A 23,804-nucleotide genomic window follows, 5' to 3' on the forward strand; every position below is an offset into this window, starting at 1 on the left:
GGAGCGAGGGACAGGACCGCATGACCGAAACCGTGGGAACCGGCGCCGCGGCCGGACAGAACAAGAAGCCGAACAAGGGCCTCACCGTCCGGCGGGTCTTCACCACCGAGGGGACCCACCCTTACGACGAGGTCGCGTGGGAGACCCGCGACGTCGTCATGACGAACTGGCGCGACGGCAGCGTCAACTTCGAGCAGCGCGGGGTCGAATTCCCCGAGTTCTGGTCGGTCAACGCCACCAACATCGTCACCAGCAAGTACTTCCGCGGCGCGGTCGGCAGCCCGCGGCGCGAGAGCAGCCTCAAGCAGCTCATCGACCGCGTGGTGCGCACCTACGTGAAGGCCGCCGCCGAGCACGACTACTTCGCCGGCCCGTCCGACCTCGAGATCTTCGAGCACGAGCTCACCTGGATGCTGCTGCACCAGGTCTTCAGCTTCAACTCCCCGGTGTGGTTCAACGTCGGCACGTCCTCGAAGCAGCAGGTGTCCGCCTGCTTCATCCTCGCCGTCGACGACACGATGGAGTCGATCCTCAACTGGTACCGCGAGGAAGGCCTGATCTTCAAGGGCGGCTCCGGCGCGGGCCTCAACCTCTCCCGCATCCGCTCCTCGAAGGAACTGCTCACCTCCGGCGGCACCGCCTCCGGGCCGGTCTCGTTCATGCGCGGGGCCGACGCGTCCGCGGGCACCATCAAGTCCGGCGGAGCCACCCGGCGCGCGGCGAAGATGGTCGTGCTCGACGTCGACCACCCGGACATCGAGGAGTTCATCCAGACCAAGGCGCGCGAAGAGGAGAAGATCAAGGTCCTCCGCGACGCCGGGTTCGACATGGACCTCTCCGGCTCCGACATCTCCTCGGTGCAGTACCAGAACGCGAACAACTCGGTCCGCGTGTCCGACGAGTTCATGCACTCCGTCGAGAACGGCACCGACTTCGGCCTGCGCGCCCGGCTCACCGGCGAGGTCATCGACCGCACCGACGGGAAGAAGCTGTTCCGCAGCATGGCGCAGGCGGCGTGGGAGTGCGCCGACCCGGGCATCCAGTACGACAGCACCATCAACGACTGGCACACCTGCCCCGAATCGGGCCGGATCACCGCGTCCAACCCGTGCAGCGAGTACATGCACCTCGACAACTCGAGCTGCAACCTCGCGTCGCTCAACCTGCTGAAGTTCGTCTCGGAAGAGGGCACGTTCGACGCGCCGCTGTTCGCGAAGGCCGTCGAGTTCGTCATCACCGCGATGGACATCTCGATCTGCTTCGCCGACTTCCCGACCGAGCCGATCGCCGACACCACGCGCAAGTTCCGCCAGCTCGGCATCGGCTACGCCAACCTCGGCGCGCTGCTGATGGCGCTGGGCCACGCGTACGACTCCGAGGGCGGCCGCGCGCTCGCCGCCGCGATCACATCTCTGATGACCGGCGTGTCCTACCGTCGTTCGGCCGAACTGGCCGGCGTCGTCGGGCCGTACGAGGGCTACGCCCGCAACGCCGAGGCGCACCAGCGCGTCATGCGCAAGCACGCCGCGGCGAACGAGCTGGTCCGCACCTATCACGGCAACGACGCCGCCGTCCGCGCGCTCGCGTCGCAGGAATGGCAGCAGGGCATCGAGCTGGGCGTCCGCAACGGCTGGCGCAACGCGCAGGCCTCGGTGCTCGCGCCCACCGGCACCATCGGTTTCATGATGGACTGCGACACCACGGGCATCGAGCCGGACTTCTCGCTGGTGAAGTTCAAGAAGCTCGTCGGCGGCGGGTCCATGCAGATCGTGAACCAGACGGTGCCGCGCGCGCTGAAGGTGCTGGGGTACCAGGCCGAGCAGGTCGAGGCGATCGTCGAGTACGTCGCGCAGCACGGCCACGTGGTCGACGCGCCGGGCCTTCGCCCCGAGCACTACGAGGTGTTCGACTGCGCGGTCGGCGACCGGTCGATCGCGCCGATGGGCCACGTGCGGATGATGGCTGCGGTGCAGCCGTTCATCTCGGGCGCGATCTCGAAGACGGTCAACATGCCGGAGTCGGCGACCGTCGAGGACGTCGAGGAGATTTACTTCCAGGGCTGGAAACTCGGCCTCAAGGCGCTCGCGATCTACCGCGACAACTGCAAGGTCGGCCAGCCGCTGTCCACGGCGAAGAAGAAGGAAGCCGCGGCCGAGGCTGAGCCGGAGAAGGTTGTGGAGTACCGCCCGGTGCGCCGCCGCCTGCCGAAGAAGCGCCCGAGCCAGACGGTGTCGTTCACCGTCGGCGGTGCCGAGGGCTACCTGCACGCGGGCTCGTACCCGGACGACGGTCTCGGCGAGATCTTCGTGAAGCTCGGCAAGCAGGGCTCCACGCTGTCCGGCGTGATGGACGCCTTCTCGATGTCGATCTCGGTCGGCCTGCAGCACGGGATCCCGCTCGAGTTCTACGTTTCGAAGTTCTCCAACCTGCGCTTCGAACCGGCCGGCATGACCGACGACCCGGACATCCGGATCGCCACGAGCGTCATGGACTACCTGTTCCGCCGCCTCGCGCTCGACTACCTGCCGTACGAAAAGCGGGCCCAGCTGGGCATTTTCACCGCCGACGAACGTTCGGCCGAGGTCGAGGCGAACTACGGCGGCCAGAGCATGGACGTCGAAGTGCTGCGCAGCAGCGTGGACGCGTCGCCCGCCCGCTCGGAAGAGTCCGCAAAGGACACTTCGGAGCGCGACGCGCACAGCACGGCCGAGCTGATGGAACTCCACCTCGGCAAGGCCGCGGACGCCCCGCTCTGCATGACCTGCGGAACCAAGATGCGGCCCGCCGGTTCGTGCTACGCCTGCGAGGGCTGCGGCGCGACGTCCGGCTGCAGCTGATTCACCTTCCTGATGGGGCGTTTGCCGACGGGCAGACGCCCCATCAGGGCGTTTTTCACTGCAGCATCTGCGCGACTCCCTCGCCGAGCGACCAGTCCGCCTCGTGGTTTTCGGTCAGGGTGAAGAACACGTTCCGCGGTTCGATTCCGGTCGCGTCGGCGATGAGTTCGGTCGCTCGCCGGTACAGCGCGGTTTTCTGTTCGTCCGTGCGGCCGGCGCGCATGGTGATGGCGATGTACACGATGTCGTCGTCGCGGTGGACGCCGAGGTAGCTGGGGTCGTAGCGCAGGCGGTCGGCGGCGTGGCTGTTCAGGATCTGGAAGCGGTCGTCGGCCGGGACGTTGATGGTCTCGGTCATCGCCTGGTGCACGGCGTCGCCGATGGCCGGGAGTCGGTCGGCGTTGGGTTCGGACAGCACGTCGATGCGGACGAGCGGCATGAGAGGCCTTTCAGCTCAGGTGGTCGATGTTCGGGCTGGACAGGTGAAGCACCCGGTAGCGGACGTCGGTGTCCTCGTCCGGGGTGGTGCTCCAGAGGGTGAAGCGCACGATTTCCCAGCGCTTCGGGTCGATGGCCAGCGCGGTGGTGTGCACGCCGGGATTTCGGGACAGCTGCGCTAGTTCGCCGAGTTCGCGTTCGATGTGGCCAGAGTTTTCCGCCGGCCGCACGAGTTTGGTCGCGAACTCCGGTGCGGTCGCTCGCGCCGGGCCGGCCAGGCAGCTCGCGCCGGTCCAGTGCTGCACTGGCGGACGGCCGAAATCCTGGACTATGCCGTCGAATCCGCCGCCGCCCCACAGGAAACGGCTCATTCCGGCGGTGTCCGTCCACAGGTAGAACGGCGCGTAGTGGTTGGCGCGGACCAAATACGCCTTGAGCCCTAGCCCGGGGAACGCGTCGGTGCGGTGGCCTCGGGTCGCGACTCGGTGCTGGATGTCGTATCCGGCGGGCAGGTCGATCTCGTATTGCATCGCGTACATCGACGTCACTGCCGTTCGAGGAGTGCGAGGGCGCCGCGGATGGCTTGGTCGAACGGCTCGACCGTGCCGGACGACCGGGCCAGCACGTAGCCGCCTTGCACCACGGCGACGAGCGCGGTCGCTGTCGTGGCTGGGTCGAGGTCCGCCGGGAGTTCGCCGTTCGCAGTGCCTTCGGCGAGCACCTCGGCGAGCCGTCCGCGCAGCCAGTCGAACGTTTCTTCCAGCGGCGCACGCAATTCCGGGTTCGCGACGACCTCGGGGTCCAGCGCCAGCCTGCCGACCGGGCAGCCGCGCAGGACGTCCCGCTCGCGCCGCAGGTACGCGGAGACTCGTTCGACCGCGGTCGTGCCCTGGGCGAGCAGAGCTTCGGTGGAGGTGCGCAGATCGTCGGCGTTCTGCCGGATCGCGGCGAGTGCCAGGTCGGCCTTGCCGGCGAAGTGGTGGTACATGCTGCCCTGTCCGGCCCCGGCGTGCTGCTGGATCGCCTTCGGGCTGGTGCCGACGTACCCCCGCTCCCACAGCAGGTCCTGAGTGCTCGCGATGAGCTGGTCTTTCGTGGACACGACCTCACCGTACATACTAGTAGGTACAGAGACAAGTGGGTGCAGGCCCTACCGCGGAGAGACCGGCTGTCCGCAGTGTCCGGACGATCTTGGCCCGGCAGGCTTTCAGGGAGCCGAAGGAAAGGATTTCTCCGTGATCAAGTCTGCTGGCCGCCGGGTGGTCGCCGTGACGGCGGCCTGTGCGCTCCTGTTCTCGACCGGCACTGCCGAGGCGATCGTGAAGGGCGGCGATTCGACGCAGCGTTACCCGTTCATGGCGTCGATCTCAGAGCGGGTCAACCAGACCGGCGACCGCGGGGTGTGCGGCGCTTCGCTGATCGACCCGCAGTGGGTGCTCACCGCGGCGCACTGCGTGGATTCCGCGCTCGTGACTCCGGACGGCACTGTCCGGATCGGCAGCGAGCGGCAGCATTCCGGCGGGACGGTTCGCCGGATCGCGCGAACGTTCACGCATCCGGGCTATGCGCTGCAGAGCGAATCCGTTCCCTTCAACCGCAACGACGTCGCGTTGATCAAGCTCGATCGCCCGGTTGCCGAGAAACCGATCCGGCTGGCTTCGCAACCGGGTGCGCCGGGTTCGCCGACGCGGCTTCTGGGGTTCGGCACCACCGTCGACACGTACGATTTCAAACAGGCCCGGTTCGCGGAACGGTTGCAGGAGCTGGACGTTCGGCGCGGGGCGGAGTCCGAATGCGGTCCGGGATACGCGGGCCGGACGCGGTTGTGCACGGTCAGTCCGAGGCCGGAAGCGATGGCGTGCATCGGCGATTCGGGCGGTCCGCAGATCCGGCGCGGGCCGGGCGGGCGGTGGGAGCTGATCGGGGTCACCTCGGGGCCGGGGACCGCGCGTCCGGCCTGCGCGGGCGGGCCGGGGCTGTACAGCAGCGTGCCCGCATACGCAGAGTGGATCCGGCGGACGATCAAAACGCCACGCGGCTAACGTCCACTGAATCTCCACATTCTCCCCGCGCCAGCGGCACATCCGGGCGGCAGCATGACCGCCGTGGAGTGGAGTGCGGTGTTCGAGGCGGAGGCGCGGCGGCGGAAGGTCCGGCCGCAGCCGGCGTGGGGGAGCGGGGCGCGGCTGGATCCGGTGGTGGCGCGCAGCGTCCGGCGGTTCCAGCACGCGCCGGACGAGGACCAGCGGCTGGTCGCCCGGTTGCTCGAAACCGCGAGCCCGCCAGGGAAAAGCGACGTCATGACCCAGCTGATCGCCGACGTGCTCGCGCTCGGCTACTACCGCGCGTTGCGGGACGGCACTCGTGATCCGCTGACCGCCGAGGTGGCCGCGCGGGTGTTCGCGGGGCTGGAACGCCGGCTCGGCTATCACGTGGATCGGTTGCGGCGCTGGAAAATCGCGGCCACCGTGCGATGGCGGGCCAGAGCGATTCTGGAAACCGGCGGCGTCCTCGTCGGTCACGGACGTGCCTTGCGTCGGCTGGGCGTGCCGTGGCTCGCGTTCGTCACCGACGCCTGGGCGCGGTTCGAAGGGCCCTCGCGGAGGTCCATAGAGGACCGTCGGTGCGCCCGGGGCCGCGCGTGCGGGCGCGGCCCCGGGGGCTCGTCTAGGACAGCTTCGACCAGAGGAATTCGTACGCGACCGCGGAACGGAACGCGAGTTGTTCGTTGTCCGCCGCCGCTCCGTGGCCGCCTTCGATGTTCTCGAAGTACTCCACGCGGTGGCCCTGCTCGCGCATCCGGGCGACCATCTTGCGGGCATGCCCGGGGTGCACGCGGTCGTCGCGGGTGGAGGTGACGAAGAGGATCGGCGGATACTCGACGTCGGCCGAAACCCGTTGGTACGGCGAGTATTTCGAGATGTACTCCCACTCTTCCGGAACGTCCGGGTCACCCCATTCGGCCATCCACGACGCCCCGGCCGGCAACAGGTGGTAGCGCTTCATGTCGAGCAGCGGCACCTGGCACACGATCGCGCCGAACAGTTCCGGGTAGCTGGTGAGCATCACGCCCATCAGCAGCCCGCCGTTGCTGCCGCCCTGGATGCCGAGCCGGTCCTTCGTCGTGACGCCCCGTGCGACGAGATCGCGCGCGACGGCCGCGAAGTCTTCGTACGCCTTGTACCGGTTCTCCTTCACCGCCTGCATGTGCCATTCCGGGCCGTACTCGCCGCCGCCGCGGATGTTCGCGACCACGTACGTGCCGCCGCGCGCCAGCCACGCGCGTCCGACGACTCCGCCGTACGACGGGGTCAGCGACACCTCGAAGCCGCCGTAGCCGTACAGCAGCGTCGGGCCGTTTTCCGCGCCGGGCGGGCGGACGACGAAGTACGGGATCTTCGTGCCGTCGTCGGACGTCGCGAAGTACTGGCTGACCTCCATCCCGGCCGCGTCGAAGAACGCCGGCGCCTGCTTCAGCACCTCGACGTCGCCGCCGACGACGCCGCGGGTGAGCGTGGACGGCTGGATGTAGCTGGACGAGTCCACGAGGTACTCGTCGTCGACGTCCGGTTCGGTGTCGACGATCTCCGCGCTGCCGAATTCGGGCGCGCCGCCTAGCTCCGCCTCGGCCCAGCCGTCCGGGCCCGGGGTCAGCACGCGCAGCTCCGACTTGACATCGTGCAGCGTCGCGAGCAGCAGATGGTGGCGGGTCCAGGCGTAGTAGTCAAGCGACGTGTGCGCGTCCGGCGTGAACAGCGCGGTGAACTCGCGGTCGCCCGCCTTGAACGCGTCGTAGCGGATCGCGAGCAGCGTGCCCGCCGGGTGCTCGGCGCCGCCGACCGTCCACGCGCTGCGCGGGTGCACGAGCAGCCATTCGCGGTGCGTGGACACCTCGACGTCCTCGGGCAGGTCCAGTTTGGTCAGCCCGGTTTCGGTCCGCTCGAAGTATTCGGTGCGGTAGAAGTCGAGCGCGCGGCGCACGAAGTCGCGTTCGAAGCCCTCGGTCGGATCGTGGTACGCCGTGATCGCGACGTCGTCCGGCTTGCCCTCGGCGACGAGTTTCGCTTCTTCGAGCGGGGTGCCGCGCCGCCATTCCTTCGCCAGCCGGGGGTAGCCCGACGTGGTGAGCGAGCCGGGGCCGAAGTCGGTCCCGAGGTACACCCGGTCGGCGTCGATCCAGCTGATCCGGTGTTTCGCCTCGGGCAGGGTGAACCCGTCCGGCACGAACTCGTGCGCGTCGAGGTCGAACTCGCGGACGACGGTCGCGTCCGCGCCGCCCCGCGACAGCTGGACCAGGCCGAGCCGGTGCCCCGGACGCAGCACCGCGGCGCCCTTCCAGACCCAGTTCTCGTCCTCGGCGGCGGCGAGCGCGTCGACGTCGAGCAGGATCTCCCAGTCCGGTTCGGCGGTGCGGTACTGCTCCAGCGTGGTGCGCCGCCACAGCCCGCGCGGGTGCTCGGCGTCCTGCCAGAAGTTGTAGAGGCGCGTCCCCCGGCGCGCGACGTACGGGATCCGCCCGCCCGCGTCGAGCACCTCGCGGATCGAGTCCCGCAGCTGCCCGAACCTCTCGCTCGCGGTGAGCACGTCCAGCGTCTCCGCGTTGCGCGAACGGACCCATTCGAGCGCCTCGTCGCCCGTCACGTCTTCAAGCCACAGGTACGGATCTTCGACAGTCATGCCGTCCAGTCTCGCTGCCTGTCGCGGATCCGGCCAGGAGCCCGGCGTTCCCGTTTCGTGATCCAGGGCGGCTCGCGGTCTCCGTATGCTGGTCGGGAGGGGGAGGAATGACGTATTTCGCCGGAGGCTCGTGGCCTCCGCCAGCACCGCCGCCGCCGGCTCCGCCGCGCCGGAAGGCGGGCAAAGCGCTGGGCGCCGTGGCCGCGGTGGCGATCGTCGCGGTCACGCTCGCGCTCATGGCGGTGGTGCCGCACGAGGTTTCCGGGCACGCGGTCGCGGCGCCGGACGCCGACACGATGCCGGACCGCCAGGACGCCAAACCGGTGCGCAAGCTCAGCGGCAATCCGTTGCTGGCCGAGGGCGTCGCGCTCGGTCCCGTGTCGTGCGACCTGCCGGAGCTGAGCCGGGACGCCGAGCAGCTCAAGACGTTCTACACGGTGCTCGTCGGCTGCCTGAAGCAGGCGTGGCAGCCGGCGCTGGACAAAGCGGACGAGCCGAACCTGCCGGTCAAGGTGTCGGTCACGCTGCCGAAAGCCAGCGCCTGCGGCAACGCGCCTTCTCGCGACGAAGCGGTCGCGTACTACTGCGGCGGCGACGCGACGATCTACGCGCCCACCGAGTGGATGCTGTCGGACGCGGGGCTGAGCCGCGCGCGGCACCTCGCGACGCTCGCGCACGAGTACGGCCACCACGTACAGCGCGAAAGCGGCATCCTCGACGCCGCGAGCGCGGAGATGACTTCGCCGGAGCCGAGCAGCGACGCGGACAAGGCAGTCGTACGCCGGATTGAGCTGCAGGCCAACTGTTTCGGCGCGCTGTTCCTCAACGCCGCGGCGGACCATGGTTCGATCAGCCGCGCGACCGCGAACGCCGCTGTCGCCGACTACGGCCGCGCGGACGACAGCGGCGACCACGGCACCCGCGCGAACCAGCTGGTGTGGGCGAAGGCCGGTTACACCGGAGCTGGCCCGGCTGCGTGTGACACCTGGTCGGCGCCGGCGGAGAAGGTCAGCTGACCTGCCAAGCCGGGTCGCGGCCCAGCAGGCCGAGGAACTGGTCCAGCTCGCTTTCGTCGGTGCTGACCGGCACCACCGGAGCGAACGTGCCTCGCTTGACGCGTTCCTCCGGGTCGGCCGGGATCATGAGCGCGAACTGCAGCGCGGCATGCACCGCTGCCGGGACCGGGTTGTAGGCGACGTCGAGAGTCTTGGCCAGGTCCCAGCCGTGCGCGACGGTGTCGACGAGGTGCATCGCGACCGCCACTGTGCTGGGGAAGGTGCCGAAGGTGTTGATGGCGATCTGTCGTTCCGCGATGTCGGCTTCGCCGTACGCGGCGAGGTAGTCGGTCACTGAAGCTGCGTACGCGGCGTACGGGTCTTCGCCGAGCTGACCGCTGTCCCAGTCCTTCGCGGAGCCGTGGCGTGCTGCTTCGGCGAAGGCGTGGTTTTCGCTGACTTGGTGGCGGAGCAGGTCGGCGAGCGTCCAGCCGGCGCACGGCGTGGGCCGGTCGAGGTCCGCCGCGGTGGCCTTCGAGACGATCGGGTCGAGAACGAGCAGAGACTGGCGGTCGAGGTCGAACGTGGTCATGCGCTCACGCTAACCCGGAGATCGGTCCAGGAAGAGAGCCAAAACGGAGGTAACTGCGGTGGACCAATCTAGGCTGGACGCGTGGACCTGCACCTGGACCTGTCCGGCACCCGCGGCCATCGCGACGAGATCTACCGCCAGATCCGCGAAGCTGTCTTGGACGGGCGGCTCCGCGACGGCGACGTCTTGCCGCCGACCCGGGAACTGGCGCATCAGCTGGCCGTTTCGCGCACCACCGTCACCGCGGCGTACGAACGGCTCACCGCGGAAGGCTTCCTCACCGGCCGGGTCGGAGCTGGCACCTACGTGCGGGCCGGTGCCGCGCCACGGCCCACGGAACCGGCCGGGCATGTCGAGGGCGTCCAGCCGCGTCCAGAGTGGACAGACGTGCCCGCGCCGCCGAAAGCGTTCACCTCCCCGCCGGAGTTCGATTTCCGTGCCGGAGTACCGGATGTGCGGTTGTTTCCGTTCGACACCTGGCGCCGGCTGACGACCCAGGCGTTGCGCAGTTCCCGCGCGGAACTGATGACTTACGGCGAACCGCAAGGCGATCCGCGGCTGCGCACCGAACTCGCGCGCCACCTCGCGGTGTCCCGGAACGTGCGCGTGCGCCCCGAACACCTCGTGATCACCGCGGGCGCGCAGCAGACGATCGACCTCGTCGCGCGCGTCCTGCTGCGGCCTGGCGACCTGGCCGCGGTCGAGGACCCCGGCTACCCGCCGCCGCGCCTGCTGCTGGGCACGCTCGGGGTGCGCGTCGCGCCGGTTCCGGTGGACGACGAAGGCATTGTGGTCGACGCGATCCCGCCGGGCACTCGCCTGGTGCACGTGACGCCTTCGCACCAGTATCCGCTCGGCGTCGCGATGTCGCCGTCGCGCCGGCGGGCGCTGCTGGATTGGGCCGAGGACAACGGGGCCGTAGTGGTCGAGGACGATTACGACACCGAGTTCCGCTACTCCGGACGTCCGCTGGAACCGTTGCACAGCTTGGATTCCCACGGCCGGGTGGTCTACGTGGGCTCGTTCTCGAAGGTCCTCTCGCCGGCGCTGCGGCTGGGTTTCCTCGCCGCGCCGCCCGCGCTGGCGGAGGCGATCGTGAAGGCGAAATACCTCGCCGACTGGCATTCCCCGGGCATCGAACAGGCAGTGGTCGCGGCGTTCCTCGCCGAAGGCGGGTTCGCCCGGCACGTCCGGCGCATGCGCGGCATCTACCGCGCCCGGCACGACCTGCTCGTGGACGGCCTCCGCGCCGAGTTCGGCGACGTGCTGGACCCGGTGCCCGCGTCGGCCGGGCTGCACCTGAGCGCGTCGGCGGACCGGGATTTGCGCGGCTTCGCGCGGGCGGCGTCCGGGGCGGGCGTCCGGCTGTTCTCGCTGGGCGATTTTTCGGTGCGCGCGCGGCGGCACGGGCTGCTGTTCGGCTACGGCGCGATCGCGGCGGAGCGCATCGGGCCGGGTCTCGCCCGGTTGCGCCGGGTGCACCGGAGGCTTGGTGGCTGAACGCGTTACCACGAACGGACGCATCCCGCTGGACTTTCGCACTCGGCGGCGGGGCCCTAACCTGATGTGACCCGACTCACCGAGGAGAGGGCATCGCCATGCGGATTGCGGATGTGCTTCAGCGCAAGGGCGCGACGGTCGCCACTGTGTCGCCGGGTACCACGGTCGCCGAGCTGCTGGCGGGGCTGGCCCGGCACAACGTCGGCGCGATGGTCGTGGTCGACGCCGAGGGCGGGATCGCCGGGATCGTGTCCGAACGCGACGTCGTGCGCAGGCTCAACGACCACGGGCCCGCGGTCCTCGAAGGGCCGGTCGCGGACATCATGACCACCATGGTCGCCAGCTGCACCCCGAGCGATCCGGTGGACCAGCTCAGCGTGGTGATGACCGAACGGCGGATCCGGCACGTGCCGGTGCTCGACGACGGGCGCCTGGCCGGGATCGTGAGCATCGGCGACGTGGTGAAGATCCGGATGGAGCAGCTGGAACAGAGCCAGGAGCAGCTCGAGGCCTACATCGCGCAGGGCTGAGAGTCACTCACTCGCGCCAGCCGCTGAGTTCGACGCCCTTCGCGACGTCCACGCGGTAGCCGAGGGAGACCGTCGCGGACGCCCCGGGCGCGATCGTGAGCCGCCAGGTGAACTGGCCGAGTTCGGTGCGCTCGACCGGCTCCGGGCTGAGCCGCAGGTCCCGCACGGTGATCGCGTCGTCCCGGGAGACCGGGGCCTGGTCGAGTACGGCCACTACGGCTTCGCGCGGGCTGTGGTTGGTGACGGTCGTCAGGTAGTCGGCTTCGCGACGGCGCTGCCCGGTGATCGCGGCCTTGCTGGCACTGCGCTTGACCAGCTCGCGTTCGACGCGGATGCGGTCGTCGACGCCCAGCGCGAGTTCGCGTTCTTCGCCGGGAGCCCACAGCTCTAGCTGTGTGCTGCCGACGAATTCGGCTTCGTGGAACACTGCCGCGCGTCCGGCGCGAAGCGTGTGTTCGGCGGTGTTAACCACCTTCGCGCGCAAGTAGGCCTCTTCGGCCTCCGTCGGTGCTGTCACGTAGTCCAGTTCCGCGGTGAGGTCCAGCTGCGCGAGCGTCGTCCGATGACCTTGCGCGCCGGACGGGATCGCGACGGGGCGGGCCGGGCGGAAGGTGACCGCGGTGGTGCCCTGCTCCACTTCGGCGACGTGCGCGGCGAAGCCGTCTCGACCGCCTCCCGCTGCGCCGTACGCCATCGCGGCAGGTGCGCGCACCATCGACTGCCGCTCAGGCTGCTGCCGATCTAGGTACCAGGGCTGGAGTTCTGGGATCACGACGGTGTTCGCCGGGCGTGCGGTGGACAGCGTCAGCTCGCACTCCGGCCAGTCCTCGCCGGTGTGCTGACTGACGAGGCCGTACGAGGTGACCGTGACGTCGGTGCCGCGCACCCGTACGTCGTACCCGGGCTCCCAGCGCGCTCCAGGGACCACATAGGACAGTTCGATGTCGGCGGTGGCAGGGGATTCCAGCTCCACCACGATGGTCGAACTGTCCTGTTCGGACTGTGCGCTGCGGGTCTCGATCTGCCGTTCGAGCGCGGCGAGGTCTTCGCGCAGCCGTTCCAGCTTCGTCGTGAGCGCGCGACGTTCCTTGAGCGCTGCGGCCAACTGCGTGCTGAGCGCTTCGCTCACTTCCTGGACACGCCCAGGTTCAGCGTCGCCTCCGGCCAACGCCTTCGCGAAGCTCGCTCCGCTGCGTCGCGAGACGCCGGTCAACAGGTCGACGCGCGCCGACGCCGCGCTCTCGTCGTCCGCTACTTCGTCGACAGTCGCTTGGTCCGCGCGACGCTGCTCCACGAGCGCGCGCAGGGTTGGATCGGCAGGCTCGGCGTGCTGTGCGTACGTGACGTCGACGCCGGTGACCAAGGCGTCGCCCGCGCCGCTGACACGCACCGAAGCAGCGTCGAGCGACAGGGGGAGGCCCGTGACCTCTATGCGGGACCCGTCCGCGGGAGTGACCTGACAGCGGCGGGTGACGCGCGCGTGCTGCGGATAGACCGTGACCGTGACGATCGATGCGTCCATGGCTCCGACGTTAGTCGGTTGACGCAGCTTGCGGTTGGCGGAAGTCTCAAAGCTTGCTCGCCTGCTTCGTCCGGCTTGGGGGGTACTGGTGGGAGTCGCTGCTCGAGTTGCTGCCGTTTTCGTCGCAGTAGCCACGTTGTCCGTGCCCGCGGTCGCTGAAGCGGCTTCGCCGACGGGGCCGGTCTTCACCGACGGTCAGGCACAGCCGGTCTTCGATCCGGCTGATGTCATCCGAGAGGACGTCTGGGTCGCCGCGCCCGTCGACAGCGACCACGACGGCAAGGCTGACCTCGTACACGCGCAGGTGGTGCGTCCGCGCGCTACTGAGCAGGGCATGAAGGTCCCGGTCGTGTACGAAGCGAGCCCGTACTTCGCAGGCGGCAACAACATCCCGAACCACGAGGTCGACACCGAGCTGTACGTGCCAGGCCCGCACGTCGCGTCGCCGATCGGGTGGAGCTACCAGAACTACTTCACCGCGCGCGGATTCGCTGTCGTGTACGGCGAATCGCTCGGCACCGGGCTGTCCACCGGCTGTCCGACGACCGGCGACGTGAACGAGACCGTCGGCGCCCGTTCGGTGGTCGACTGGCTGAACGGCCGCGCCGAAGCGCGCAACCAGGCCGGAGCGCCCGTCGCGGCGAGCTGGAGCACGGGGAAGGCCGGGATGATGGGCGTGTCGTACAACGGCACGCTGCCCAACGCGGTGGCCAGCACCGGCGTCGAAGGGCTTGAGACGATCGTGCCGATCGCCGCCATTTCGAGCTGGTACGGGTACTACCGCAACGCGGGCGCGGTCGTCGCGCCCGGCGGCTACCAGGGCGAGGACACGGACGTGCTCGCCGGATACGTCTACTCGCGCGCCGACCGCCAGGTCTGCCGTCCGGTGCTCGACGGCCTCACCGCCGACCAGGACCGGCTGACCGGGGACTACAGCGAGTTCTGGAACGTGCGGAACTACCGCAACGACGTCGGCAAGGTGCGCGCCTCGGTGCTCGCGGTGCACGGGCTGAACGACTGGAACGTGAAGACCGAGCAGGTCGCCACCTGGTACGAAGCGCTGAAGAAGCACGGCGTCGAGCACAAGATCTGGCTGCACCAGTCCGGCCACGCGGACCCGATCTCGCTGCGCCGCGACGTCTGGCTCACGACGCTGAACAAGTGGATGTCGCACTATCTCTACGGCATCGACAACGGCATCGAGCACGAGCCGAAGGCGACGATCCAGCGCGAGGACAAGTCGTGGATCGACGAGGCCGACTGGCCCGCGCCGGGCACCTCGGACGTCCAGCTGCACCCGTGGCCGGGCGGACGTTCGACCGGGGCACTCGACCGGCAGCCGGTGCCGGGCAGTCCGACCGTCGAGACGCTGGCCGACGACGCGAGCAAGAAGATCGAACAGCTCGCCGACGCGGCGTCGTCCGGGAACCGCTTGCGCTACCGCACTTCCGCGTTCGCGGAGCCAGTGCGGCTTTCCGGCGCCGCGAAGGCCGACTTGCGGCTGTCGTTCGACCGGCCCGCCGCGAACGTCACCGCCGTGCTGCTGGACCGCGCGCCGGACGGCACGTCCCACGTGATCAGCCGGGGCTGGACGGACCCGCAGAACCGGGAGAGCCCGGACGTCACGTCGCCGATCACCCCCGGTCAGCGGTACCGCATCGAGGTTTCGCTGATGCCGAAGGACTACATCGTCGCCGCCGGGCACAAGCTGGAGTTCGTGCTGGCGTCCAGCGACCACGACTTCACGCTGCGGCCGGAGCCCGGCGCGGGGCTGTCGCTGGACCTGACCGGGACGACGGTGACGCTGCCGATCGTCGGCGGGAGGAAGACGCTCTACTCGGCGATGCCGGCGCGGTAGGCGAAGGCGACGGCTTGGGCGCGGTCGCGCAGGCCAGCCTTGGAGAACAGGTGGTTGACGTGCGTCTTCACCGTCGCTTCGCTGACGACGAGGGCGCGCGCGATCTCCGTGTTCGACAGGCCGGCCGCGATCAGCCGCAGCACCTCGACTTCGCGCGAGGTGAGGCCTTCCAGCTCCTTCGTGCGCACTGGGGCACGGCTCGTCGCGGCGGCTACCAGCCGCTGCTGGAGCGTACCGTCCACAGTGGACTGACCAGCCGCCGCTGAGCGGAGCGCGCGGACGATCGCGTCGGCATCGGCGTCCTTGGTGAGGAACCCGCGCGCACCGGCTTTGAGCGCGGCGAGCAGGGAATCGTCGTCGGCGTACGTGGTGAGCACGACGACCTCGGTCTTCGGATGCTGCGCGCGGACCAGCTCAGTCGTCTCGACGCCGTCGCGGTTCGGCATGCGAAGGTCGACGAGCAGTACGTCCGGCTGATGCGCTGCGACCAGCTCAAGCGCCTGTACGCCGTCTGCCGCCGCGCCTACGACCTCGATGCCCGGCAACAGCCCTAGCAGCGTGGCGAGCCCTTCGCGCACTACTGCCTGGTCGTCGGCCAGCACCACGCGAAGCGTCACGCCGGCACCGTCAGCTGAATCCGCCATCCGTCCTCCCCAGGGCCGCATTCGAGCTTCCCGTTCAGCAGTGCGGCCCGCTCGCCCATGCCTCGCAAACCGTATCCCGGCGACGGCGGCTCCGGCGGACGGTGGCCCTGGTGGTCGAAGATCGTCAAGTCGACTTCGTCGGTCTTGAAGGCCAAAGTGACGTCGACAGCGGGACCGCCCGCGTGTTTGCGCGAGTTGGCGAGGGCTTCCTGTACGGCGCGTACGACCGTGGTGCCGACAGCCGCGTCTAGCTCGCGCGGTTCACCTTCGATCGTCAGGTCGGCGCGAGAGCCGGTGTCGAGCCTGTACGCGGTGAGAAGGTCCGAGATCGAGCGCTCGACGGGTACGGCGTCTTCGCGCAGCGCGGCGACGGCTTTGCGCGCTTCGGCGAGACCGTCTGTCGCCAGCTTCTGTGCGCGTTCTATCTGCGCGAGAGACTCTTCGCTCGCGCCGTCGCGTACGAGCATCAGACGCGCGCCCTGGAGGTTGAGCGCGAGACCGGCGAGGGAGTGCGCGAGGACGTCGTGCAGCTCGCGGGCGATGCGCGTGCGTTCGGCGAGAGCGGCCGCGCGGGCGTGCTCCTCGCTGGCGGTCTGGGCGCGGGCGAGCGCGAGTTCGGTCTGCTCCAGCCGCTCCGCGCGGCTCCGGCGGTTGGCGGCGAGCAGCACCATCACGACGAGGACCGCGAAGAGGGCGAGCGCGTTCAGCCAGTCGAGGTCGTAGGTGATCGACCAGACGAGGATCGCCGCCGACGCCACCGCGAGCGAGACCGCCGCCGCGATCCGGTCGGACACGCGCAGCGTGTAGAAGACGGCGCCGAACATCGTCGTCGAGGTCCAGCTGCTCGGCTGCAGGATCCAGAGGGCGCCGGCCGCCGCGACGACGGCGACCATGGTCGCGGGCATCAGCCAGCGCGGCCGCGACTCCCGGATGAGCCAGAGCGCCGGGACGGACAGGACGAGGACCAGCGCGATCAGCGGCCACGTCCAGGGCCGCGCGTCCGGGATCGCGAACAGGGCCGGCACGGCGAGGACGCCCCAGCGCACCCAGTCGGCGCCCTCGAACCGCCGCCGCGCCTTGGCGAGCTTGGCGAGCGGGCCCGCCGGTATGCCCATGGGCCCTCCCTGTCGTCTTGTACGGAAAATGTACTGGCTCGGGCTTGGCTGGCGGGTGTCGGACATTTCCCCCACCAGGAGGTACGCCCCATGTCCAGAGTGAGACGGTTCGCGGCGGCCGCGGCCGCGGTGGCCCTGCCCGTGTGCGGCCTGACGCTCGCCGCCCAGCCGAGCGCGTCGGCGGCGCCGAACTTCCAGGTGCCGTTCAAATGCGGCGTCACCGTCACCGCGGCGACCTTCAGCGGCCACAATCCGGCGAACTCGGTCGACTTCCAGAAGTCCGGCATCACCGGCATGCCGGTGCTCGCGGCCGCGCCCGGGAAGGTCACGCGCGTCGCGAACGAGGGCAGCACCAGCTACGGCCGCTGGATCGAACTGGACCACGGCGGCGGCTGGCGGACCCGGTACGCGCACCTGTCCGCGCAGGAAGTCTCGGTCGGCCAGAGCGTCGGCCAGGGCAAGGAGATCGGCAAGGCGGGCGCGACCGGCGGGGTGACCGGCCCGCACTTGCACTTCGAGGAGAACCTCAACGGCGTCACGCAGAAGGCCGTGCTGAACGGCGTCGCGGTGCCGTACTTCGGCAAGAAGGACTTCACGAGCAAGAACGGCTGCGGCGGCAACCCGTACTCGGCGACGCAGGTGTGCGGGTCGGGCTTCTCGGTGATCGACCAGCAGGCGCTGGGCACCGCGGGCACGGCGTACCTGCTGTACAACGCGTCCTCCAAGGAGAACTGCGTGACGACCCTGAAGGCGACCTCGCTCGGGACCGCCAGCGCGGCGTCGGCGTTCCTGGAGGTGAAGGGTTCGACCAGGGCGACGGATTCGGGGAACTTCACCTACTACGCCGGCCCGGTGAAGAAGAACGCCGGTTCGACGTGCGTCAAGTGGGGCGGTTCGGTCGGCTCCTCGGCATACGAGAGCCCGTTCGAACACTGCGGCTGAACCAGTTGCCGGGGCCGGATTTTCGACCGGCCCCGGCAGCTCTGTTCCACTGTGGACAGTCCTTGTGCGGCGTTGATGCACACACCCCCGACAATTCTTTCTTGTTAGCGCTTCCGGCACCGTGGTTGTCCACAACGGCCTGTCGCCGTCCACAGATTTGCCGTGCTGGTCCCGATTCGCGCATCGGCGGCGCACAGTGGAGGCGTGACCACCTCGACGCCGCCCGGCATCACCCGGGCCACCCTCAGCAATCCGGCCGACCTCATCGCCTCGCTCCCGTACCTGCTCGCTTTCCGCCCTGACGATTCCCTGGTGCTGCTGGGCCACCGCGTCCCCGGCACCACGCTCGGCCTCACCGTGCGGGCCGACCTCCCGCCCCGGGAAATCCAAGCGGCGCAAGTGGATTCGCTGATCCCGCGTTTCGCGGCCCTGGACCACAGCGGCGTCACCGCCGTCATCGTCGGCGGCTCAGCGGACGAACACGGCCCACCGCACGCAGAACTCATCGACGAGCTGACCCGTGCGCTATCCGAGCACAAACTCCGCCTGTTCCATGCCTTGTGGACACCCGAGGTCGCCCCTGGCGCCCGATGGTCGTGCTACCTGGACCCGGATTGCCAAGGCGTGCTCCCGGATCCGCAGGAAACCGTCCTCGCCGCCGCGACCACCGAGGCGGGTTTCGTAGTCTTCCGCAGCCGCGAAGAGCTGGCTGCGGTACTGAAACCCCGGTCCCCGGAAGCGATCACCCGCCGGGCCGAACTGCTGGCCTCGGACCCGGAACCGCTGCGTGGCCCGGATATGTCGCAGAGCGATGTCCTGGACGCCGCCGTCACCGAACTCCGCGACGCCTTCCTCCGCCACCGCCGAGGCGCGGGCCCACCCGACGACGACCAAGCCGTCCGACTCGCGCACGCGCTGACCTTCACCGCCGTCCGCGACGCCTGTCTGGCCCTGGCCGTCCCACCGCAGACGTCGCTGACCCGCGAGGCCGAGGAGCTATGGCTGACCCTGGTCCGCGAACTGCCCCCGCCGCATCGGGCCGAGGCTGGCATCCTGCTCGGCTACGCCGCTTTGATGCGCGGGGAAGGCGCGCTCGCCGGGATGGCCTTGGCGAACGCCGTCGAAGCCGATCCTGAGCACTTGGTGGCGCAACTGCTGCAGGCCGTGTGGAACATCGGCACGGACCCGGCGAAACTGACCGGCCTGGCGGACTTCGGCACGGCTGTGGACCTCGGGCTCGACCCGCCGCCGGAACCGGGGAGCGCTGCTGAGCCGGGGCAGGGACGTGGCCGAAGACCGGAGCCGCCGAGCTGACCGACGCTGGGGCCGTCGTGAGTGGCAATCCCGGTTCTAACCGGCATAGCCACTCACGAGGCCGGGCTGCGTCGGGCCGGAAGCCCCTCAGGAACGACGCGACTGGGTGAACTGCCAAGCGTCCGACACGATCCCGTCGAGGTCGGTCAGCTTGGGCGTCCAGCCCAGTTCGCCGTTGGCCTTGTCGCTCGAGGCCACCAGCACCGACGGGTCGCCGGCGCGGCGGGGGGCCACCACGGCGGGGATCGCGTGCCCGGTGACCCGGCGGCAGGCTTCCACGACCTCCAGCACCGAGAACCCGGTGCCGCTGCCGAGGTTGTAGATGCGGTGCTCGCCGGCGACGGCGTGGCGCAGCGCGAGGAGATGGGCGTCGGCGAGGTCGACCACGTGGATGTAGTCGCGGACGGCCGTGTGGTCGGGCGTCGGGTAGTCGTCGCCGTAGATGGAGATGTGTTCGCGGTCGCCGGTGGCGACCTGGAGGACGAGAGGGATGAGATGGGTTTCAGTGGTGTGCCGTTCGCCGAACGCGCCGTAGGCGCCGGCGACGTTGAAGTACCGCAGGCTGACCGCGGCCAGGCCGTGGGCGCGGGCGAAGCTGGTGATCGCGTGGTCGATGGCGAGCTTCGACGCGCCGTAGGTGTTGGTCGGCTGCGTCGGGGCCGTTTCCGGGATCGGCGACACGTCGGGCTCGCCGTAGGTCGCCGCGGTGGAGGAGAACACCAGGCGTGGCGTGCCGTGCTGCTTCATCGCCTCCAGCAGCCGCAGCGAGGTGACCACGTTGCCTTCCCAGTACTTCGCCGGGTCGGCCATCGATTCGCCCACCAGCGATTTCGCGGCGAAGTGCAGCACGCCGTCGAACCCTTCGCCGAGCAGGTCGGCGGCGACCTCGGCGGCGTCGCCCTCGACGAAGCGCGCCTGCGGGTGCACCGCGTCCGCGTGCCCGGTCGACAGGTCGTCCACCACGGTGACCTGGTGACCCGCTTCGATGAGGCGGGCGGCGCACACGCTGCCCACGTACCCCGCGCCGCCCGTCACGACAAGTTTCAGGGGGCTTTGCTGGTCCGTCACGTCAAGGCCTTTCTGCTGAGGGGTGGCGACTCTGCGGCACAGTCTCCCCTCAAGACGACGCGACGGGCCCTCCGGGGGTTGCTCCGGAAATCAGGCCTCGTCGCGGCCCGCGCCGCGCGACGGCACCGCCGTGAACATCCGCGGGCGGCGGAACCCGGCCTGCTCGCAGGCGGTTTCGACCGCGGCGCGGACTCCGTCCAGATCCTCGTCGCGGACCAGCGCGATCGCCGAGCCGCCGAACCCGCCGCCGGTCATCCGCGCGCCCAGTGCGCCTGCCGACCGGGCCGAGCCGACCGCGAGGTCGAGTTCGGGCGTCGAAATCCGGTAGTCGTCGCGCATGCTGACGTGCGAGGCGTCGAGGTGCGGCCCGATCTCGGCGAGCTTCTTCTCGCGCAGCAACGCGACCACGTCGAGCACCCGCTGGTTCTCGGTGACCACGTGGCGCACCAGCGGAACCAGATCCTCGGGCAGCCGCGCGAGGGCCTCGTCCAGCCCGTCGAGGGACACGTCGCGCAGCGCCTTCACGCCGAGCAGTTCCGCGGCGCGCTCGGTGCCGCGCCGCCGCGCGCCGTAGCCGCCGTCGGCGTGGGAGTGCTTGGTGCGGGTGTCCATGATCAGCACCCGGAGGCCGGCCTCGGCGAGCGGGAACGGCACCTGCTCCATCTCGCCCGAGCGGACGTCGAGGAACAGCACCCGCGAGTCTTCGCAGCACAGCGACGCCGTCTGGTCGAGCAGCCCGGTGGGGGCCCCGACGTAGTCGTTTTCCGACCGCTGCACCCAGCGCGCGATCTCCGGGCGCTCCGGAGTCCCCGCGCCGCCGTCGTCGAGTTCGACCCCGGCGACGCCGAGCAAGGCCAGCGACACCGCGCATTCCAGCGCGTGCGAGGAGGAGAGCCCGGCCCCGGACGGCACGTCGCCTGCCACGACCAGGTCGGCGCCGTCGGCGAAACCCTGGTCGCGCAGCACCCACGCCACCCCGGCGGGATACGCGGCCCAGCCCGTCACCGAACCCGGTTCGAGCGCGGCGATGTCGTGCGGGCCGGAGTGCTGCAGCTGCCCGTCGTCGCCGAGCGTGGCGACCTGGAGCTTGCCGTCCCGGCGCGGGGACGCGGCCGCGGCCAGCCGGTGCGGGAGCGCGAAGGGCAGCACGAAACCGTCGTTGTAGTCGGTGTGCTCGCCGATCAGGTTCACCCGGCCCGGCGCGGACCACACCCCTGCCGGGGCCCGCCCGTGGACCTCCCGGAACGCGCGGGCCGCGCCGGTCGCCGGCGTCACTTGGCGAGCGCCAGCACGGCGTGCAGCGCCGCGGTGGACACCTGCGCCGTGCTTTCGGTGCCCTTGACCTCGACGGTGGCGCTGCCCCCGGACGCCTTGCCGACCGTGACGAACCCGCCGGGAACGATCCCGACCGTGCGCAGCTCGGTGAGCAGCGACTCGTCGAGCTGCACGTGCTCGGCGATGCGGCGGATCTCCACCTCGCCGCCGCCCGTGCGGGCGAACTCGTCGAGGCGCACCAGGCCGTCCTCGGCGCGCGGCGCGGGGTCTCCGTCGCCGAGCTTGTCGAGGCCGGGGATCGGGTTGCCGTACGGCGACGTGGTCGGGTGGTCGAGCAGCTTCACCAGCTTGCGCTCGACGGCCTCGCTCATCACGTGCTCCCAGCGGCACGCCTCGTTGTGCACGTGCTCCCACTCGAGGCCGATCACGTCGACGAGGAGGCGCTCGGCGAGCCGGTGCTTGCGCATGACCGCGACGGCGAGGTCGTGGCCGTGGTCGGTGAGCTGCAGATGCCGGTCGTCCGCGACGACGACCAGCCCGTCGCGCTCCATCCTGGCCACGGTCTGGCTCACGGTGGGCCCGCTCTGCTGCAGGCGCTCCGCGATCCGGGCCCGCAACGGGACGACCCCTTCCTCTTCGAGCTCGTAGATGGTACGCAGGTACATCTCGGTGGTGTCGATGAGATCGTTCACGCTGTCCCCTTCGTCCGCGTAGCTCATCGTAGTCGTTGGCCCCGACAGCGACGGCCCGCCTCGGCGTAACGACCCGGCCGCGGCGAAAAGTCCTGCCCTGATGCGCGAACAGCCGCCGGACCTGCAGGATGGGCCCATGGATGCGTTGCTCTCGCCCGCCCAGCTCGCCGCGTTCCCCGCTCGCGAGCGTCCTGTCGTGCTGGACGTCCGCTGGCGGCTCGGCGGACCGCCCGCCGCGGAGTCCTACCAGGAGGGACACCTGCCCGGAGCGGTGTTCGTCGACCTCGACACCGCGCTGGCCGCGCCGCCCGGCGAGGGCGGCCGCCATCCGCTGCCAGACCCCGCAGTCCTGCAGCGTGAGCTGCGGAAAGCCGGGGTCCGGGCCGGGCATCCGGTCGTCGTCTACGACGACGCGGACGGTTCGGTCGCCGCGCGCGCCTGGTGGCTGCTGCGGTGGGTGGGCCATTCGGAGGTGGCGGTGCTCGACGGCGGTTACGCAGCGTGGCTGGCCGAGGGGCGGGAAGTGACGGCCGACGTGCCGTCGCCGGAGCCGGGCGACATCGAGGTCAGGCCGGGCGGCATGCCCGTCCTGTCGGCGGACGATGCGGCGGCGCTCGCCCGCGAAGGCGTGCTGTTCGACGCGCGGGCGCACGTCCGCTACACCGGCGAGACCGAGCCGGTCGATCCGCGGGCCGGGCACATCCCGGGTGCGGTCAGCGCGCCGTCGGCCGAGCACGTCGGCGCGGACGGGCGCTGGCGGTCGCCGTCCGAGCTGGCCGAGCGGTTCGCGTCGCTGGGCTTGGCCGACGGGGTTCCGGCGGGCGCCTACTGCGGTTCGGGCGTCACGGCTTCGTCGGTGGTGCTCGCGCTCGAGGTCGCGGGACGGACGGAGCCGGCCGCGCTGTATGCCGGGTCGTGGTCGCATTGGTCGCGCGATCCGGAGCGTCCGGCGGCCACGGGGCCCGGACGCGGCTGACTTCGCCGGAACTTTCCGCGCTGTTCGCCGACTTCTCGTCCGGAAGGTTTTTCCGGGCGAGAGGCGGCGTTCATGGAGCGAAGGACATTCCTGCGCGGGTCGGCGGCGGCTGGTGCGGCGATGGCGGCGTCATCCGCGGTGCCGGCCGAGGCATCGGCTGAGCCCGGCGCTGCGGCGGGGCGGCGGCCGTTGCGGGTGCAGGTCGTGTTGTTCGACGGTGTGGAGGAGCAGGACTTCGCCGGTCCGTACGAGGTGTTCTCCGCGGCGGGCATGCACGCGAAGCGCGGCACGGACGTTTCGTACGTGCGCGTGGACGGACCGGGTGTCGTGCGCGCGGCATACGGGACGAAGGTGGAAGTCGAACGCGGCTGGTCCCCGCAGGACGCCGACATCATCGTCGTGCCGGGAGGCGGTTATGCGAAGCGGCAAGGGCCGGGTATCTGGACGGAGATCGACCGCGGGGTGCTGCCGGACGCACTCGCCGGCGCGCGGCGCAAAGGGCTGACTCTGGCGTCGCTCTGCACTGGCACGCTTCTGCTCGGCGCTGCCGGGCTGGTGCGCGGGCGTCCGTGCACGACGCACCACGGCGCCGTCAAGACGCTCGTCGAACAGGGCGGAGTAGTGAAGAAAGCCCGCGTGGTCGACGACGGCGACGTGGTCACCTCGGGCGGCATCACGAGCGGCCTGGACCTGGCTCTGTGGCTGGTGAAACGGGAACTCGGCGCCGACGCGGCGGCCGGGCTGGAGGAGATGCTCGAGTACGAAGCGCGCGGCGTCGTCTGGACTCGCGGCTGAGTCCGGCCCCGTCGCGGAACCCGGCTCGGGGCGC

Annotated in this window: 21 protein-coding genes; 10 read left to right on the forward strand and 11 right to left on the reverse strand. The window is 70.2% G+C overall.

The features are described 5' to 3' along the window. The first annotated feature begins 20 nt into the window (after positions 1-20). Positions 21-2,837, forward strand: a complete 2,817-nt coding sequence (locus tag ACFSVL_RS41685; protein ID WP_378312863.1) for a vitamin B12-dependent ribonucleotide reductase — start codon at positions 21-23, stop codon at positions 2,835-2,837. Between the two features lie 55 nt (positions 2,838-2,892). On the opposite strand, the gene ACFSVL_RS41690 is transcribed toward ACFSVL_RS41685, so the two are convergent. Genes ACFSVL_RS41690 through ACFSVL_RS41700 form a run of 3 tightly spaced genes read right to left on the reverse strand, consistent with a single transcriptional unit; the run spans position 2,893 to position 4,377 of the window. Continuing rightward, positions 2,893-3,276 (reverse strand): tautomerase family protein, encoded by a 384-nt coding sequence (locus ACFSVL_RS41690; protein ID WP_378312865.1) that lies wholly within the window; start codon positions 3,274-3,276, stop codon positions 2,893-2,895. A gap of 10 nt (positions 3,277-3,286) precedes the next feature. Then, on the reverse strand, positions 3,287-3,814 hold the full coding sequence (locus tag ACFSVL_RS41695; protein ID WP_378312867.1) for a DUF4865 family protein: 528 nt from the start codon (positions 3,812-3,814) through the stop codon (positions 3,287-3,289). A gap of 5 nt (positions 3,815-3,819) precedes the next feature. Next, complete coding sequence (locus tag ACFSVL_RS41700) at positions 3,820-4,377, reverse strand: TetR/AcrR family transcriptional regulator (RefSeq protein WP_378312869.1); 558 nt, start codon at positions 4,375-4,377, stop codon at positions 3,820-3,822. 133 nt (positions 4,378-4,510) lie between these two features. Between ACFSVL_RS41700 and ACFSVL_RS41705 the strand changes: the two genes are divergently transcribed. Further along, positions 4,511-5,317: a S1 family peptidase gene (locus tag ACFSVL_RS41705; RefSeq protein ID WP_378312871.1), complete on the forward strand. Its 807-nt coding sequence runs from the start codon at positions 4,511-4,513 to the stop codon at positions 5,315-5,317. 625 nt (positions 5,318-5,942) lie between these two features. Here ACFSVL_RS41705 and ACFSVL_RS41710 read toward each other — a convergent pair. After that, positions 5,943-7,961, reverse strand: a complete 2,019-nt coding sequence (locus ACFSVL_RS41710) for a prolyl oligopeptidase family serine peptidase (RefSeq protein ID WP_378313202.1) — start codon at positions 7,959-7,961, stop codon at positions 5,943-5,945. A gap of 98 nt (positions 7,962-8,059) precedes the next feature. On the opposite strand from ACFSVL_RS41710, the gene ACFSVL_RS41715 reads away from it, so the two are divergent. Beyond that, positions 8,060-8,968, forward strand: coding sequence for a neutral zinc metallopeptidase (locus ACFSVL_RS41715; protein ID WP_378312873.1), 909 nt, complete (start codon positions 8,060-8,062; stop codon positions 8,966-8,968). Here ACFSVL_RS41715 and ACFSVL_RS41720 read toward each other — a convergent pair. After that, positions 8,961-9,539: a TIGR03086 family metal-binding protein gene (locus tag ACFSVL_RS41720; RefSeq protein WP_378312875.1), complete on the reverse strand. Its 579-nt coding sequence runs from the start codon at positions 9,537-9,539 to the stop codon at positions 8,961-8,963. The genes ACFSVL_RS41715 and ACFSVL_RS41720 overlap by 8 nt on opposite strands. Positions 9,540-9,620: 81 nt before the next feature. Here ACFSVL_RS41720 and pdxR point away from each other — a divergent pair, with 81 nt between their 5' ends. Next, positions 9,621-11,039: a MocR-like pyridoxine biosynthesis transcription factor PdxR gene (gene pdxR, locus ACFSVL_RS41725; protein WP_378312877.1), complete on the forward strand. Its 1,419-nt coding sequence runs from the start codon at positions 9,621-9,623 to the stop codon at positions 11,037-11,039. Positions 11,040-11,137: 98 nt separating this feature from the next. Next, entirely contained in the window at positions 11,138-11,569 is a 432-nt protein-coding gene (locus ACFSVL_RS41730) for a CBS domain-containing protein (protein WP_378312878.1), read from the forward strand. A 7-nt stretch (positions 11,570-11,576) separates the two neighbouring features. Here the strand turns inward: ACFSVL_RS41730 and ACFSVL_RS41735 are convergent, their stop codons facing one another. Further along, the gene (locus tag ACFSVL_RS41735; protein ID WP_378312880.1) at positions 11,577-13,091 is read right to left on the reverse strand and encodes a DUF4139 domain-containing protein; all 1,515 of its coding nucleotides are present in this window, start codon (positions 13,089-13,091) and stop codon (positions 11,577-11,579) included. A gap of 142 nt (positions 13,092-13,233) precedes the next feature. Here ACFSVL_RS41735 and ACFSVL_RS41740 point away from each other — a divergent pair, with 142 nt between their 5' ends. Beyond that, positions 13,234-14,949, forward strand: coding sequence for a Xaa-Pro dipeptidyl-peptidase (locus tag ACFSVL_RS41740; RefSeq protein WP_378312881.1), 1,716 nt, complete (start codon positions 13,234-13,236; stop codon positions 14,947-14,949). On the opposite strand, the gene ACFSVL_RS41745 is transcribed toward ACFSVL_RS41740, so the two are convergent. Together ACFSVL_RS41745 and ACFSVL_RS41750 are read right to left on the reverse strand one after the other, a co-directional pair. Then, entirely contained in the window at positions 14,925-15,566 is a 642-nt protein-coding gene (locus ACFSVL_RS41745; protein ID WP_378313204.1) for a response regulator, read from the reverse strand. The genes ACFSVL_RS41740 and ACFSVL_RS41745 overlap by 25 nt on opposite strands. After that, positions 15,563-16,708, reverse strand: a complete 1,146-nt coding sequence (locus ACFSVL_RS41750; protein WP_378312883.1) for a sensor histidine kinase — start codon at positions 16,706-16,708, stop codon at positions 15,563-15,565. Before ACFSVL_RS41750 ends, ACFSVL_RS41745 begins: the two co-directional genes overlap by 4 nt. A 90-nt stretch (positions 16,709-16,798) precedes the next feature. Here ACFSVL_RS41750 and ACFSVL_RS41755 point away from each other — a divergent pair, with 90 nt between their 5' ends. Together ACFSVL_RS41755 and ACFSVL_RS41760 are read left to right on the forward strand one after the other, a co-directional pair. Beyond that, positions 16,799-17,650 carry a M23 family metallopeptidase gene (locus tag ACFSVL_RS41755; RefSeq protein ID WP_378312885.1) on the forward strand — a complete coding sequence of 284 codons (852 nt, stop codon included), beginning with the start codon at positions 16,799-16,801 and terminating at the stop codon, positions 17,648-17,650. A gap of 204 nt (positions 17,651-17,854) precedes the next feature. After that, on the forward strand, positions 17,855-18,964 hold the full coding sequence (locus tag ACFSVL_RS41760) for a DUF4192 domain-containing protein (RefSeq protein WP_378312887.1): 1,110 nt from the start codon (positions 17,855-17,857) through the stop codon (positions 18,962-18,964). Positions 18,965-19,051: 87 nt separating this feature from the next. On the opposite strand, the gene galE is transcribed toward ACFSVL_RS41760, so the two are convergent. The 3 genes from galE to ACFSVL_RS41775 form a co-directional block, all read right to left on the reverse strand. Then, positions 19,052-20,032 (reverse strand): UDP-glucose 4-epimerase GalE, encoded by a 981-nt coding sequence (gene galE / locus ACFSVL_RS41765; protein WP_378312889.1) that lies wholly within the window; start codon positions 20,030-20,032, stop codon positions 19,052-19,054. Positions 20,033-20,122: 90 nt separating this feature from the next. Next, positions 20,123-21,307 carry a galactokinase gene (galK, locus tag ACFSVL_RS41770; RefSeq protein WP_378312891.1) on the reverse strand — a complete coding sequence of 395 codons (1,185 nt, stop codon included), beginning with the start codon at positions 21,305-21,307 and terminating at the stop codon, positions 20,123-20,125. After that, positions 21,304-22,026, reverse strand: a complete 723-nt coding sequence (locus tag ACFSVL_RS41775; RefSeq protein WP_378312893.1) for a metal-dependent transcriptional regulator — start codon at positions 22,024-22,026, stop codon at positions 21,304-21,306. The genes galK and ACFSVL_RS41775 overlap by 4 nt, the downstream gene beginning before the upstream one ends. 109 nt (positions 22,027-22,135) lie before the next feature. Here ACFSVL_RS41775 and ACFSVL_RS41780 point away from each other — a divergent pair, with 109 nt between their 5' ends. Both ACFSVL_RS41780 and ACFSVL_RS41785 read left to right on the forward strand, forming a co-directional pair. After that, entirely contained in the window at positions 22,136-22,975 is an 840-nt protein-coding gene (locus ACFSVL_RS41780) for a sulfurtransferase (RefSeq protein ID WP_378312895.1), read from the forward strand. A gap of 72 nt (positions 22,976-23,047) precedes the next feature. Continuing rightward, positions 23,048-23,770: a DJ-1/PfpI family protein gene (locus ACFSVL_RS41785; RefSeq protein ID WP_378312897.1), complete on the forward strand. Its 723-nt coding sequence runs from the start codon at positions 23,048-23,050 to the stop codon at positions 23,768-23,770. The last annotated feature ends 34 nt before the right edge of the window (positions 23,771-23,804 follow it).

The sequence above is a fragment of the Amycolatopsis silviterrae genome (assembly GCF_042684085.1).
GTDB lineage: Bacteria > Actinomycetota > Actinomycetes > Mycobacteriales > Pseudonocardiaceae > Amycolatopsis > Amycolatopsis silviterrae.

Coding starts and splice junctions, on each gene's coding strand:
- ACFSVL_RS41685 (WP_378312863.1), top strand. CDS start 21: ATGACCGAAACCGTGGGAACCGGCGCCGCGGCCGGACAGAACAAGAAG.
- ACFSVL_RS41775 (WP_378312893.1), bottom strand. CDS start 22,026: ATGAGCTACGCGGACGAAGGGGACAGCGTGAACGATCTCATCGACACC.
- ACFSVL_RS41690 (WP_378312865.1), bottom strand. CDS start 3,276: ATGCCGCTCGTCCGCATCGACGTGCTGTCCGAACCCAACGCCGACCGA.
- ACFSVL_RS41735 (WP_378312880.1), bottom strand. CDS start 13,091: ATGGACGCATCGATCGTCACGGTCACGGTCTATCCGCAGCACGCGCGC.
- ACFSVL_RS41695 (WP_378312867.1), bottom strand. CDS start 3,814: ATGTACGCGATGCAATACGAGATCGACCTGCCCGCCGGATACGACATC.
- ACFSVL_RS41715 (WP_378312873.1), top strand. CDS start 8,060: ATGACGTATTTCGCCGGAGGCTCGTGGCCTCCGCCAGCACCGCCGCCG.
- ACFSVL_RS41730 (WP_378312878.1), top strand. CDS start 11,138: ATGCGGATTGCGGATGTGCTTCAGCGCAAGGGCGCGACGGTCGCCACT.
- ACFSVL_RS41720 (WP_378312875.1), bottom strand. CDS start 9,539: ATGACCACGTTCGACCTCGACCGCCAGTCTCTGCTCGTTCTCGACCCG.
- ACFSVL_RS41785 (WP_378312897.1), top strand. CDS start 23,048: ATGGAGCGAAGGACATTCCTGCGCGGGTCGGCGGCGGCTGGTGCGGCG.
- ACFSVL_RS41780 (WP_378312895.1), top strand. CDS start 22,136: ATGGATGCGTTGCTCTCGCCCGCCCAGCTCGCCGCGTTCCCCGCTCGC.
- ACFSVL_RS41755 (WP_378312885.1), top strand. CDS start 16,799: ATGTCCAGAGTGAGACGGTTCGCGGCGGCCGCGGCCGCGGTGGCCCTG.
- ACFSVL_RS41750 (WP_378312883.1), bottom strand. CDS start 16,708: ATGGGCATACCGGCGGGCCCGCTCGCCAAGCTCGCCAAGGCGCGGCGG.